The organism is Sulfurospirillum sp., assembly GCF_036802865.1.
Lineage (GTDB): Bacteria > Campylobacterota > Campylobacteria > Campylobacterales > Sulfurospirillaceae > Sulfurospirillum.
This window is the reverse complement of sequence record NZ_DAIRVK010000001.1, coordinates 556336-570633: the sequence shown is the minus strand read 5'-3', so window position 1 is coordinate 570633 and position 14298 is coordinate 556336. Positions and strand designations below refer to the sequence as shown.

Below are 14298 nucleotides of genomic sequence, written 5' to 3'. Positions count from 1 at the left end.
AATCAACTATTTATGATAGGGATGGTTGTTTTTTATGCACAATCCCCTATAAATCTGCTCAAATAAAACCACTTTCGCGATTTTGTGAGCATATGTTAATCTACTTAAACTTATAATCTTTTGAGTTTGACCTAAAAAAGCCTCTTCAAACCCAAAAGCACCACCGATGAAAAAATTGATGTTGACATCTTGGTCAAAAAGTGCGCTAAATTGCTCACTGCTTAGTTGTGTACCCTCCACGTCCAACGCTACATTATACCCTTTTAAATGGGGTTCGTATGCTTTGGTATAGGAAGAACGAGCTTCTTTTTCACCAATCATTTGTGCTGAGGCTATCTGTTTATTAAAGATCTTGATCTCTTCGACTTTTGCAAACCGAGAGATCATTTTGGTATATTCAGAAGCGATGGCATCCAATGATTTATCGCTACTTTTTTCGATCGTAAAGACCTTTACATTCATGCTTTGAGTCTTAACTCAAATGCATCATTTTTACAATTCTCGCCCAAAAGTTTTAACAAATCTGCCACAACTTTTTTCATGTCAGTACGTGTGACGATCATATCGATCAAACCATGATCCAATAAGAATTCCGCTTTTTGGAATCCTTCAGGTAAATCGGCACCAATCGTTTGTTTGATAACTCTCTGACCTGCAAATCCAACAAGAGCACCTGGTTCTGCCATGATGATGTCGCCTAAAAAGGCAAAGGATGCACTTACCCCTCCCATCGTTGGGTCAGTAAGAATCGAAATGTAAGGTAATTTTACCTCAGCCAATTTGGCAAGTGCAGCGGAAGTTTTAGACATTTGAAGCAAAGAGAATGTACTCTCTTGCATACGAGCCCCACCACTGGCACTGACAATAATCAATCCTTCTTTATTGGCCATAGCGCGATTGATAGCGCGTACAATTTTTTCACCTTCAACGGAGCCTAAACTGCCGCCCATAAACGCAAAATCAAAAACAACAATTTGTGCATTTATCCCATCAATACTGCATGATCCGCAAACTACAGATGAGTTTTTGCCTGTTTTTTCTTGCGCTTCTTCAATACGTTTTTTGTACGATTTTTTATCCACAAATTTAAGCGGATCAATCGGTATTAAATTGGCATCAAACTCAACAAAACTTCCTTCATCACAAAGCTGTTCGATGCGCTGTTTCGCGGAAATTCGCATGTGAAAATTACATTTTGGACACACATTAAAACGTTGCTCGATCTCTTTGTAATACATTAAGGATTGACACGCACTGCACTTAACCCAGTGGCTTGGAGCTTCATTAGGGGTAGATTGTGTTTTTCGAATTTTTGAGAAAATTTCTGCAAATCGCATAGGTTTTTATCCTCTTTTAAAGCTAATTGCTTATAAATAAACTTTTTATTTTATCAAAAATTTCCTTATCTTTGCTTACGAGGAAAATATCGCCCTCCAAAAAAGTGTGCAAATCCTCACACATAAACAGTCCCGCTTCAACATCATAAGAGCGCATAATACCTTCATAAAGAACAAACGAAACGTCGTGTGCGTAGGCTAAAGAAAGCGCAAAGGCACCAGGAGAACGGTACTTTATTTTTGCACTTTGAAGCTTTTCATGTGCGTGAACTGAACAGTAAGAACGCTCAAAAATTCCTACTTTTGAAAAGGCGTTATGTGTCACCAAAGCAAATTTATTTTGTCCAATTTTTCCTTGGCGTAACCCGTCTTCATCTTTAATAAAAACGTCTCCGTTAGCTAAATTTGTAATCATCGCTTTAGTACATTTATCATCTTCAAAATAGGCAATTGAGGTTCCAAAGAAAGGAAGATGTGAAAGCAAATTGTCACTACCATCAATGGGGTCAAGAACAATGCGAGCAGAACAATTATCGCTAGGGATCACGCCACTCTCTTCAGAGATAATCTCCCCAAAAGAAAGAAGATATTTGATAAAAATTTGCTCTGCTTCAAGATCAATGCCAGAGCTACGATCGCCACCCGCACCAATGTCGAAGGATTGATGCTGTGATGCACTCAATCCTTTAACATGCAAAAGATCCATAAGTTCTTTATTGGCACATAGGGCAGCTTCTATAAAACTCACTTAGGACTCTTAGCCAAGTAATTTTTTGATAATGCTATGAGCTGCTTCTTTGCCCTCTTTAGCCGCTGTTACAACAAGGTCTGAGCCTCGCTTACAATCGCCTCCCGCATAGACACCTGATTTGGTTGTTTGATATTCATAACTGACAACAATACAACCTGATTTATTCACTTCAATCCCATTTTCTGCTAAGAATGTAGGCACGGCTGGAGTAAAGCCGAGTGCAAAGATAATGACATCTGCATCCACTCTAAAATCGCCACCTTTAACGATCTCTACGCATTGACGACAGTTTGCATCTTTGGCACCCAAAATCGTCTTATGCATATCAATACCGATGGTTTGTCCATCAGAATTGACTAAAATCTCTTTAGGGGTTACATTGTAAACAAACTCTGCACCCTCTTCAATAGCGTTTTTAAACTCTTTTTTGGAACCTGGCATATTGTATTTGTCGCGTCTGTAAAGGCATGTTACACTTTTCGCACCTTCACGAATAGACGTTCTGAGACAATCCATCGCCGTATCACCACCACCGATAACCACAACATTTTTATTTTTAACTTCAAATTTTTTGTCATAACTCTCATTGAAAAGCTTTTTCTGGATAGAACGTAAAAAGTCAATTGCCATAAAAACGCCATTTGCATTTTCGTTAGCAATATTTGCTTTACGTGGGCTTTCAGCACCAATGCCCAAGAATAGGGCATCATGGCTGTGTGCGATCTCATCAAAGCTAATATCTTTACCGACATGTGTGTTGATATGTAAACTCATACCCGCTTCTTCCAACCAACGAACACGGCGTGCAACAACATCTTTATCAAGCTTAAAGCCAGGAATTCCATAGGTTAAAAGTCCACCTGCTTTATTTTGCTTATCGTACATACTCACAGCAATGCCTGCTCGTAAAAGATAGGTCGCACAGGCAAGCCCCGCAGGACCAGCACCAATAATCGCTACTTTTTTCTTAGTGGTAATACCAGGAAAACTAGGTTTTAACCCTTTTTTGAAACCTTCTTCAGAAATGAATGTTTCAATAGCACCAATGGTAATCGCACCATGTCCATCATTGAGTGTACAATCCCCTTCACAAAGGCGATCTTGTGGACAAATACGTCCCGTAATCTCAGGGTATGGGTTCGTTTCATTAGAGAGATTAAATGCCAAATCTCTCTTCATGCCACTCGTAGCCTTTAACCAAAATGGAATATAGTTGTGTAAAGGACATTTACTATGGCAAAATGGATCACCACACTGAATACAACGATCGGCTTGAGAAGAGGCATCTTCTTTGCTAAAAATTTCGTAAATTTCTTTAAAATCTTTTACTCTATCGCCAGTTGAGCGCTTTCTTGGCTCATATCTCTCTTCATTCACAAAATTTTGCATCTTAGTCTCCTTGCTCCGGATTGAGTGGTACCTTTGTCATATCTTTAGGTCTCACAATCCAAAAATCTCTTACCGCATGGCGGAAATTCTCTAAAATATGTGTCGCTTTATAACTTGCTGTCTCATTGATATGGGTTCTTAGAAGTCGCTTCAAGAAGTGGCGTGCTTCATCCATATCGTCGGTATCAATACGCTCTGCAATAACGAGTTCTTGGTTGAGTTTATCAATAAAATCACGTGTTTCATCATACACAAATGCAACACCACCGGTCATACCAGCGCCAAAATTCACACCCGTATTGCCAAGAATGGCAACAACACCACCGGTCATGTACTCACATGCATGGTCACCAGTTCCTTCAACCACAGCAGTAGCACCAGAGTTTCTAACACAGAAACGCTCGCCCACATTTCCCGCAATGTAAAGTTTACCACCTGTTGCACCGTACAAGCATGTATTTCCACCGCATGAATAATCCCGTCCTTGGAATTTTGGAGCGATGACAATTTTACCGCCATTCATACCTTTTCCGACGTAATCATTCGCTGTGCCTTTGAGGTTAATAGTAATACCACTTGCCAAAAATGCACCCAATGATTGACCGGCAACACCGTTAAGTCTAAAGATGATGCTATCGTCTTTTAGGCCTTTATTGCCATAGAATTTTGCAATTTCGCCACTAATGAGTGTTCCAAAACTACGGTTGGTATTGCAAATACTTTTGTGCAATACAATTTTTTCATCTGGGTTTTCAATGACTTTATAGATATCTTTTAATATCTCTTTTTCAAACTCATTTTTATCAAACGGATCATTGGATTTGCCATTATGCGTATCAGGACCTTCCAGTCTCATAAGCACGGATGAAAAGTCAAATTTTTTCGCAAAAGCATCATCAATGACGCTTAAAAGATCACTACGTCCAATAATCTCTTCTAAATGCGTGTAACCTAAATGTGCAAGAATCTCTCTCACATCTTCAGCTAAAAGTGTGAAGAAGTTGACCAGTTTATCCACGGTTCCTACAAAATGCTCTCTAAGCTTCTCATCTTGTGTTGCCACCCCCACTGAACAGCGGTTTAAGTGACAAACACGAAGCACTTTACATCCAATAATAGTTAAAGAGAGTGTTCCAAACGCATAACTCTCAGCACCCAAGAGGGCTGCTTTAATAACATCAAGTCCTGTTTTTAAACCACCATCGGTTTGAAGGTGAACACTGTCTCTTAAATGGTTTGCTTTAAGGGCATTGTGTGCTTCACTCAAACCAATTTCCCATGGATTTCCTGCAAACTTGATAGAAGTAAGAGGTGCGGCACCCGTACCACCATCCCCTCCAGAGATGATGATTTTATCGGCATACGCTTTAGCCACACCCGCAGCAATCGTTCCAACACCTGCTGTGGATACGAGCTTAACCGTAATGATCGCATCAGGATTGATCTGTTTCATATCAAATATAAGTTGTGCCAAATCCTCAATCGAATAAATATCATGGTGAGGTGGTGGCGAAATCAATGTAACACCAGGGATCGTATAACGTAAGCTTGCAATTAAAGGCGTTACTTTATGTCCTGGAAGTTGACCACCCTCACCCGGTTTTGCACCTTGTGCTACTTTGATCTGAATTTCGGTAGCAGAACGTAAATATTCAGGTGTCACACCAAAACGACCTGATGCTATCTGTTTAATGCGTGAGTTTTTATTGGTTTTTAAACGCTCAGGCGCTTCACCACCCTCTCCTGAGTTACTCATACCACCAATTTTGTTCATCGCTTCACCCAAAGCTTCATGTGCTTCAGGAGAGATAGAACCTAGACTCATTGCCGCAGTTGCAAAGCGTTTAAAAATATCCTCTTTAGATTCTACTTTTTCTAACGCAATCGGCTCACGATCCGATTTGAGTTCAAAAAAGTCACGTACCATTTTAAAACCACGATTGTTAATCAGCTTTGTAAATTCATGGAAATCTTTTTTATCACCCGTAACGGTTGCTTTATGAATCGCATGAATAGCTTGCGGAGCATAATCATGGTACTCTTGCCCATCGATGTATTTGTAGAAACCACCAATCTCAAGAGGAAAGAGTTTTTTGGTAAGATTCAGCTCATAGGCAAGATGATGATTACGTCCCAAACGCTCTTCTACATCTTCGTATGAAAGGCCAGGGATAAGTGAAATAGCACCATCAAAACACTCATGAACAACATCTTTACCAAGACCAAGTACATCAAAAAGTGCTGAGTTACGGTACGATGCAATCGTTGCGATACCCATTTTAGACATAACTTTTAAAAGGCCTTGTCCTAGGGCATGATTGACATTTTTAAGCTTTGTTTTGATCTCGTAAGAGCCCATTTCACTCTTTTTGCACTCATCTAAGACAGTCGCATAAAGTAGGTATGGATAAATAGCACTCGCACCAAACCCGACCATACACGCACATGAGTGCGTATCAATCGCTTCACCTGAGATAGCAACAATGGAAGTGAGTGAGCGAACGCCCTCATCAAGGAGCACTTGATTGACACGACCAATCACCATAATCATCGGCATTGGTTTCAGTTTTGCAGTCATACCACGATCATCAAGGAAGATAATGCGAATACCATCGTTTTTAACCGCTTGTGCAATGTCGTATGCCAAATCTTCAAGGCTTCCTTTAAGATTGTCTTCAAACAGTGTTGAGAAATAGCGGTTTTTATACTCATCTTTATAACGAGGTTTGCTTGGATCGCCAAAAGAGTCAAGAACTTCATACTTTTCTTGCATCATAATCGGTGAAATAGATTTAATACGTACCGCGTGACCTGGATTCTCTTCCAAAATATTGCGGATTTCACCAAAGCTCGTATTTAAACTCATAACCACTTTTTCACGAATCGGATCAATCGGTGGGTTGGTGACTTGCGCAAATTTTTGTTTAAAATAGTCACTGAAATTGCGCTGTACTTTACTAAATGCCGCCATTGGGGTGTCATCACCCATAGAGCCAACACCCTCTTTGCCGTCTTTCATCATCGGCTCAATGACCATGTTTTTCACTTCTTGAGTGATGTTGAAATAGCGTTGCTCAAGTTCTAAGTTTTCACGCACATAGTCTGTTGTTTTAGAAAAAGGAATATCTACAAACTCTTGTAAGTAAACAAGCCCTTTATTGAGCCATTCAGTATAGGTATTGGAACTTTTGAGGTAATCGTTAATGTCATCATTTTTCATGATCTTGCCAAATTTCAGATCAAGCCCGATCATTTGACCACTTTGTAAACGACCTCGCTCAATGATGTTATCTTCTTCAATGTCTAAAACACCATATTCTGAAGAGATAATGATGCGATCATCTTTGGTAATGATATATTTAGCAGGACGAAGACCATTTCTATCTAACACACAGGCAATGTGGCGACCATCGGTTAAAGAGATCGCTGCTGGACCATCCCAAGGCTCAAAATTGATACTTGAAAATTCATAAAATGCTCTCAGTTCTGAGTCCATGTGTGGTGCATTTTGCCAAGGAGCTGGGATAAGTGAACGAACCGCTTTGAAAAAGTCAAATCCATTAATGAGCATAAATTCAAACATATTATCCAAACTTGCGCTATCACTCACGTCATTCGTAGTTAATGGATAAAGTTTTTGGAGTTCTTCTTCAGAAAAAATACCACTCTTGATACATTCACTTTTTACTTGAGTATAGAAACGATTGGCTGAAATAGAATTAATCTCACCATTGTGCGCTAAAGTGCGAAACGGTTGTGCCAATTTCCATTTAGGAAGTGTATTGGTTGAAAAGCGTTGGTGAAAGAGTGCAAATGTTGCTTTAAAATCGTTATCACTCAAATCTGGGAAAAATGTTTTGATATAGGTTGGCATTACCAAACCTTTATACGAAATCACTTTACTTGAAAAAGATGCAATGTAAAAGTCTGATTCGTTTTTAAGTCGTTTTTCGACCATTTTTCGAGTAAGGTATAAAAGTGCTTCAAAACGCTTGGTTGCAACCAAAGAAGAAGAAGTAACAAATGCTTGGACAATTTGAGGCAATGAGTCAAGTGCTAATTTTCCAAGGGCTTTTGTTTTGACGGGAACATCTCGGTACAAAATGACTTTAAGATCATTTTGTTCACAGGTCTCTTCAAAAATTCTTTTTTGCTCATCTGTATGTAAAAAAATCATAGCAACCGCAAACTGAGCTGGAAGATCCACGCCTAGTCTGTGTGCCTCTTTTTTCATGAAGTCAACGGGCATTGAGAAAAGAAGTCCACTACCATCACCACTCTTACCATCTGCGGCAATTGCACCCCTGTGCATCATTCTCTCTAATGCCGTAATGGCGTCTTCAACATTTTCATGGGTTGGAATGTTTTTTATGTTTGCGATTAATCCAAAACCGCAGTTGTCTTTAAATCCTGTTATAAGATCCATTTCACAAGCCTTTTGTGGAATTTTCATCAAAATTCTGACGAAATCTGACAAATTTTTAAGCTAAAAGCGAGCGGATAATATAACAATAATTCTTACATTTCAATAAAAGAGTATTTTTCGATGTTTGAAGAGTTTACATATCTTAAATAAAATTAATTGTCAATAAATTTTATAATATAAAATAGTTTTTTTAATTTTTAAATTTAAGAATAAACACATATAGAGATGCTAAAATTCCCTATGCAAGGATACATCATCAATTTGAATCGTGTTAAAGACGAAGATTTAATTGTCACCATTTTAACGCACTCTAGCATTAAAACTGTTTATAGATTTTACGGAGCACGTCACTCTACGATCCACTTAGGCTATAAAATCGATTTTGAAGTGATTCCATCTCTTAAGTCATCTATACCCCAGCTTCGGTCTATTATGCACCTTGGAACGTCTTGGAACACATATAGAGAACGTATGCTTATCTGGCAACCGTTTATCAGGCTTTTTTACACACACCTCAAAGATATTGCTACCATTGATAACTTCTATTTTGATTTATTAGAAGAATGCTCTGCCATCTGGCATAAACAAAACCCAAAACGTATCGCAATTGAAGCCTATATCAAACTTTTAGCGTATGAGGGAAGATTGCATGATGATTTTATCTGTTTTAACTGCGACGAAGAAATTTCAAGTGATTTAACCCTGATTCGAGGTTTTTTACCCGCTCATAAAACCTGTGCATGGAACCAAACGTTTGAGCTTTTAGATGTAAAACAACTTTTTGAAGAACAAAGCACCATAGCACTCAATGATGAACAAATCGATGTGCTATGGAAGATTTTATTGGAAGGGTTTTAACCTTGATACGTTTTTAAAGCAAAGCTTCAAAAACTACGTTAACACTAAGTTTTCTTCGGCAGAAAGCCCACGTATACTTGATGCTTCATCTTCTTTCAAATTTGGCTTTGCAAAAAAATTACTCTAAGAAACGCTCATCGCTAAAGCTTGAAGTTTGAATATTTTCAAATGCTTTTTTGAGAGAAACAAAAAGGTCTGGATTCTCTTTTTCCATATTGACAAGCATCTCTTTTGTACGAGCGCGCATAACAGGCATTTTAACATCAAAGCGCATTGCAGGGCATGCTTCATCCCCAATAATAGGCATATTTGCATCATTGGCACAATCACGCAATTGACGCTCTCGTACGTGAATGAGTGGGCGAATTACCTGTAAGCCATTTTGAGCTTTGTAAATTGGTGGCATAGAGCGGAGCGCACCATTGTGTGAGAAGTTCATAAAAAAGCTCTCTACCGCGTCATCAAGGTGATGAGCAAGTGCAAGCTTCGCATAACCATGATCAAGCGCATAGGTATAAAGGGCTCCTCGTCTCATACGCGAAAAAAAGCTACAAAAAGAGGAATTTTCACGAATCTTATCTTGCGCAAGATCAAAAATCTTCGTATCAACGATTTCATGGTCAATTTCATGTTCTAAACAGTGATTATGCAGTGTTTGAAGATCTTCACCCATACCATAAGCAATGGTAACCGCTTTAAATTCAAAATCAAAAGGAGCCACACGTTGCATATGTTTTAAAACATGGGCAAGGCTTAGTGAGTCTTTCCCACCACTAAGACCTAGCAAAATTTTGTCACCTTCGCTTATAAGCTTATAGTGTGCATTCGTGCGTCCAGCAATTCTTAAAAGACGTTTACTAATTTCAATCATGGCTACTAAGTTCGTCTAGCATCGCAATAATAAACTGAGCACTCTCTTTGGCTGAACTTACTAAAAATTCATCAAAGCTAAATCCAGCATCCATATCGGCTGCATCACTAATGGCACGAAGTACACAAAAAGGAACTTTAAGTGCATCGCATACAACTGCAACAGAAGCACCTTCCATTTCGGTTGCATCTGCATTAAACGTCGTATGAATCCACTCTTTTTTAACACCATCACAAATAAACTGATCGCCCGTGGCAATAATTCCCTCAAGCAAGTTAATATTTTGAGCGGATGCTACTTTTTTTGCTAATGCCATCAAGGCTTTATCTGTTTCAACATAAACAGAGCCCTCTGGCACGTATCCATGAGGATGTCCAAAAGCAGTGATATCTAGATCGTGTTGTGCAAGTTTGGTAGCTACAAGTAAATCACCTACTTTTAAAGATGGATTGAGAGCTCCGGCAACACCCGAAAAAAGGAGCTTTTGCGCTCCAAATTTTTCAATGAGTGTTGAAGCCGTCAAACTGGCATTAACTTTGCCAATTTTGCTGTAAGCAATGACCAAATCCATTCCCTTGTACGATGTTGTGTAGTAACGATTCTTTGCAAATTCGATTGTTTCATATTTTCCAAAAAATTCTAAAAGAGGTGTGATTTCTTCAACCATTGCACCCATAATTGCTATTTTCATTCTTTTCCTTTTAAAAAAGTGCAAGCACTTCTTCTAAACTTTTCATATCTGTAATACTGTATGTTGGCTTTTGTGTTATACGTTTATTAAGACCTTTTAATACAGAACCGCCAAATTCAATAAAACAGTCCACAGAAGACTCTACCGCTAAAATAGACTGTTTGTATTTAACCGGTGAAATTAACTGTTGAGACAAAAGTGCTTTTGCCTCTGTTTTAGTCTGATAAGCATTTGACGTAACATTTGAAATGACAGGAGTGGTAAAACTCTCTGTTAGCCATTGTTCCAAATAACCCTCTAACGAAGGCTGCGCTGCACTTAAAAGTGGGCAGTGACTTGCTACTGACATGGGAAGAAGAACAGCCTTTTTCGCACCTGCTTCTTTAAAAAGCGGTTCGAGTGAAGCTAAATCATCTTTATTGCCTGCAAGCACAATCTGACCGTCGCCATTATAATTAGCAGCCCATACCTTTTTACCAAGTTCTTGCTCTTTAGCTGCAATCGCTTCGACAGTAGCATCATCAAGTCCTAAAAGTGCCATCATCCCTGCATTAATACTTTCACAAGCGTGCTTCATCAAAAGACCTCGTTGATGGACTAACTCAACAGCATCAAGATAATTTAGAGCGCCTGCTGCACTTAAAGCTGAAAATTCACCTAAAGAGTGACCTAAAGCTGCTTTTGGAGTTACTTTGCACACTTCATTAAAAAGACGATGTGCAATTAAACTAACCAATAAGATAGCAGGTTGCGTATATTCCGTTTGTTCCAATCGGTCATTCTCTTCAAAAAGAAGTGATGTAAAGTCAAATCCTACTCTTTGACTTGCTTTTTCAATCATCTCTTTCGCTAAAGAAGAGTTATCATAAAAATCTTTTCCCATGCCAATTTTTTGGCTACCTTGTCCTGGAAATATAAAGATACTATTGTTCATTGGTTAACCTTTTATCGTTTACATGTAAGCATTTTGCACTGTGTACAATGCTAACATCTAGTCTATTTTTAATCTGTCTTTGTAATCGTTGATTTTTTTACGAAGGGTATTTCGATTGAGTCCAAATTTTTCACTAATCGCAAGTTGAGAACCAAATTTAGCATAACCACTTTTGATCATTGGAACATCAAAAAGATACAAAAGATCGCGGTAATCGTTTCTTCCTCCAATATGCTGGGACAAAAATCGCTCCATCATAGCTAAAATTTCATCTTCACCAAAGGAGTTCATCAAATAGGCATTGTAGACAGAACGTCTTAGAGAATAGCAGTTTTTGCTAAGATCTGGTGAAATTTCATCCAATGAAGGTGCTTCACCAAACTCACCATCAAACATCATACATGCCTCTAGTGCAAATTTTTCCATCAAAGGTGTTACATCTTCTTCACGTTCCCGCAAAGGTGGAATAACAATTTTAAGACTAAAAAATTCATCCATTAATGGTTCACTGATTGGCAAACTGGATGTTGCAACAATACGTGTTTTATGAACATCTAAAGCAATTTTGAGTTTTTTATAATTGGTAATTTTATGAAAGTTTTTGACGATGAGACTGCTGTTTGTTTCAATAAGCGCTAAAAGTTCATTGAAAGCACTCGCATCGACAATAGGTGCTGAAAGGATATGTTTTGCAAGCGTCTGTTTGCCCACACCACTCTCTCCCAAAATTAACGCATTAATTGTAACACTTTTAAGAAGATTGGCTGATTTAAGAGCCTCCATAGAGGCTCTAGACTTTGCTATATAATTAGTGTGATCCACAACATCCGCCACCATGGGAGTGACTTTCACCACCACAGCATCCACCTTCACCGTGTTCATGATCGTGATCGTGTCCACCGCAGCATTCATGTTCTTCATCATGCTCATGAGAACCACAACCGCCTGATCCACAACCACAACCACCGTGTCCACCACCAACATAACCATTTAAGAGTTCATCAGCAGTAGCTTCACGTACTTCAAGAATACTAATTGCAAATAAAAGATCTTTACCCGCTAAAGGATGATTGAAATCGATTTCAACAGTTTCATCATTAAAGTTTTTAACCATAACTTGAACCGTCTCACCGTGCTCACCTTGACCATAAAGTGTCATGCCAACTTGAAGTTCAAGTCCAGCAAATTGCTCTTTTGGTAATGTTTGAACAGCATTTTCATCGTAAACACCATATGCATCAGCTGCCGCCACTTTAATGTCAGCATTCTCACCAGCTTTAAGCTCTTTAATTTTTTCTTCTAATCCTGGAATAATTTGACCTTTTCCAACAATAAAAGAAAGTGGTGCTGCATTAATATTACTATCTAAAATTTCACCATTATCAACATTTCTAAGCTCATAATGGATTGAAACTACTTGATTATCACTAATACTCATAATTTTCTCCCTTAATTTATAAACAAAGGATTTTAGCATATATTTGTTGTATATGCCCTTAGGTGAAAGTTTTAAGTCTATTTTTTGTGCAAAGAAGTGTATAAAAAAAGTTATTTAACTTTTTTTGCTTCAGGAGAATCAGGATAAGTGTCTTTGAGAGCTTTATAAAAACCTTGAGCTTCCTTGGCTTTACCTAGCTTTTCAAACGATGCACCTGTATGATATAAAAGTGTTGGAGTATATGCGGCTTTATCAAATAAAGACATACTTGATTTATAATATTCAATAGCTGAGCTATAAGATTTTTGACTATATGCGATTTCACCAAGGTTAAAATTAACTTTAGCAGGTTTATAATTACGGTTCAAAAGTTCAGTATAAAGGGCTTGGGCTTCTGGATACGATTTTTTTTCAAAATGATCATCTGCTTCTTTAACAAGCGTAGCACTGTCTTTTGTGCTTAATTCTTTCGCAGAGATTGTTTTTGTAGGAGCTGCTGTAGGAGTTTCCTTAGTCGCATCTTTTTTTACTGGCTCAGCTGCTGGTATAGCTGCACCTTTTTTCCCACCTCTAACTTCATTAGCAAGTTGGTCAAATTTATCTTTGGGTACATAATTTTTATTGATTGAATCAATAAGAGTTCCAAGTTCACCTACGACAACCTTGATTTTATCCTGATTATCGTTTTGAATCTTACGACTCTCTTCGACATACTCTCTGAGTTTTTTATTTTCCTCTTCGAGTTGACGCATTTTTTCATCTTGCTTAGCAATTTTAGTCGCGTAACTTTCCATTACAGAACGCATTCCTTCATATTGCTCAGAAACATTGCTACTATCAGCTTTACTACTGCTAGTATTGTCATTAAAAATTGCTGACTTTTGACTATTCTGAGGTTTTTTTTCACTAACACTAACTGTATTACTGTATGAAGAGGAAGAAGTTCCGCTACTAAAATCGCTGGATCCGAATGCTGAGGGTTCACTCGATAGCGCTGCCATAGGCAGCAACGCTATCGAAAATAAAAAAATCTGTTTTTTCATCAAAGCAAAGATTATGGAAGAACTTTAAATTCTGCTCTTCTGTTTTTAGCCCAAGCTTCTTTATTGTGCTCTGTGCTAGCAGGATTACTCTCACCATAGCTTACAACTGTAATTCTATCTGCAACCATACCTTTAGCAACTAAACCATCTTTAACACTTTTTGCTCTTTTAAGACCAAGTGCATAGTTGTATTCGTCTGTACCGAATTCATCACAGTTACCTTCAACTTTGATTGAAAAGCTTTTTGCTTCTGCAGAGTTGAATAATGCAGCGTTTGCATCAATGTTTGGTTGTTGATCTTTTTTGACATTATATTTATCAAAATCAAAATAGATTGTTTTAGAGTTAGCCTCTAAAGAAGCAATCAATTTTTGAAGAGCACTCATACCATCGTTAGAAGCACCTTTTGTATCACCAGTTCCTTTAGTCATATCGACTTCTGGACTTTTTTGGCTACAACCTGTTAAAACCAAAACCGCTACCGCTAAGCTTGTTAAAGCTAATTTACCCATTATTAGATCCTTTTTAAAAGTTCAAATTTAAAAACTTCGGAATTATAC

Annotated in this window: 13 protein-coding genes; 1 reads left to right on the top strand and 12 read right to left on the bottom strand. The window is 38.1% G+C overall.

The genetic code is table 11. The annotated features are described in order from the left end of the window. Positions 1–6: 6 nt before the first annotated feature. Genes V7Q04_RS02920 through gltB form a run of 5 tightly spaced genes read right to left on the bottom strand, consistent with a single transcriptional unit; the run spans position 7 to position 7903 of the window. Complete coding sequence (locus V7Q04_RS02920) at positions 7–462, bottom strand: 23S rRNA (pseudouridine(1915)-N(3))-methyltransferase RlmH (protein WP_333803408.1); 456 nt, start codon at positions 460–462, stop codon at positions 7–9. Next, positions 459–1337: an acetyl-CoA carboxylase, carboxyltransferase subunit beta gene (gene accD, locus V7Q04_RS02915; protein WP_333803407.1), complete on the bottom strand. Its 879-nt coding sequence runs from the start codon at positions 1335–1337 to the stop codon at positions 459–461. The genes V7Q04_RS02920 and accD overlap by 4 nt, the downstream gene beginning before the upstream one ends. A gap of 22 nt (positions 1338–1359) precedes the next feature. Further along, complete coding sequence (locus tag V7Q04_RS02910; RefSeq protein WP_333803406.1) at positions 1360–2085, bottom strand: inositol monophosphatase family protein; 726 nt, start codon at positions 2083–2085, stop codon at positions 1360–1362. A gap of 9 nt (positions 2086–2094) precedes the next feature. Next, complete coding sequence (locus tag V7Q04_RS02905) at positions 2095–3477, bottom strand: glutamate synthase subunit beta (protein ID WP_333803405.1); 1383 nt, start codon at positions 3475–3477, stop codon at positions 2095–2097. 1 nt (position 3478) lies between these two features. Continuing rightward, a complete protein-coding gene (gene gltB / locus V7Q04_RS02900; protein WP_333803404.1) occupies positions 3479–7903 on the bottom strand; it encodes a glutamate synthase large subunit in 4425 nt (1474 codons plus the stop codon). A gap of 240 nt (positions 7904–8143) precedes the next feature. On the opposite strand from gltB, the gene recO reads away from it, so the two are divergent. Further along, entirely contained in the window at positions 8144–8761 is a 618-nt protein-coding gene (recO, locus tag V7Q04_RS02895) for a recombination protein RecO (RefSeq protein ID WP_333803695.1), read from the top strand. Positions 8762–8879: 118 nt separating this feature from the next. On the opposite strand, the gene V7Q04_RS02890 is transcribed toward recO, so the two are convergent. The 7 genes from V7Q04_RS02890 to V7Q04_RS02860 all read right to left on the bottom strand — a co-directional run bounded on the left by V7Q04_RS02890 (position 8880) and on the right by V7Q04_RS02860 (position 14250). After that, complete coding sequence (locus tag V7Q04_RS02890) at positions 8880–9632, bottom strand: ATP-binding protein (protein ID WP_333803403.1); 753 nt, start codon at positions 9630–9632, stop codon at positions 8880–8882. Continuing rightward, positions 9625–10323, bottom strand: coding sequence for a 5'-methylthioadenosine/adenosylhomocysteine nucleosidase (locus V7Q04_RS02885; RefSeq protein WP_333803402.1), 699 nt, complete (start codon positions 10321–10323; stop codon positions 9625–9627). The genes V7Q04_RS02890 and V7Q04_RS02885 overlap by 8 nt, the downstream gene beginning before the upstream one ends. Before the next feature lie 10 nt (positions 10324–10333). Further along, a complete protein-coding gene (gene fabD, locus V7Q04_RS02880) occupies positions 10334–11257 on the bottom strand; it encodes an ACP S-malonyltransferase (RefSeq protein WP_333803401.1) in 924 nt (307 codons plus the stop codon). A gap of 57 nt (positions 11258–11314) precedes the next feature. Further along, complete coding sequence (locus V7Q04_RS02875) at positions 11315–12181, bottom strand: sigma 54-interacting transcriptional regulator (protein WP_333803400.1); 867 nt, start codon at positions 12179–12181, stop codon at positions 11315–11317. After that, positions 12066–12695: an FKBP-type peptidyl-prolyl cis-trans isomerase gene (locus V7Q04_RS02870; protein ID WP_333803399.1), complete on the bottom strand. Its 630-nt coding sequence runs from the start codon at positions 12693–12695 to the stop codon at positions 12066–12068. Before V7Q04_RS02870 ends, V7Q04_RS02875 begins: the two co-directional genes overlap by 116 nt. Before the next feature lie 110 nt (positions 12696–12805). Further along, positions 12806–13738: a tetratricopeptide repeat protein gene (locus V7Q04_RS02865; protein WP_333803398.1), complete on the bottom strand. Its 933-nt coding sequence runs from the start codon at positions 13736–13738 to the stop codon at positions 12806–12808. 11 nt (positions 13739–13749) lie between these two features. Continuing rightward, positions 13750–14250, bottom strand: a complete 501-nt coding sequence (locus tag V7Q04_RS02860) for an OmpA family protein (protein ID WP_333803397.1) — start codon at positions 14248–14250, stop codon at positions 13750–13752. Between the last annotated feature and the right edge of the window lie 48 nt (positions 14251–14298).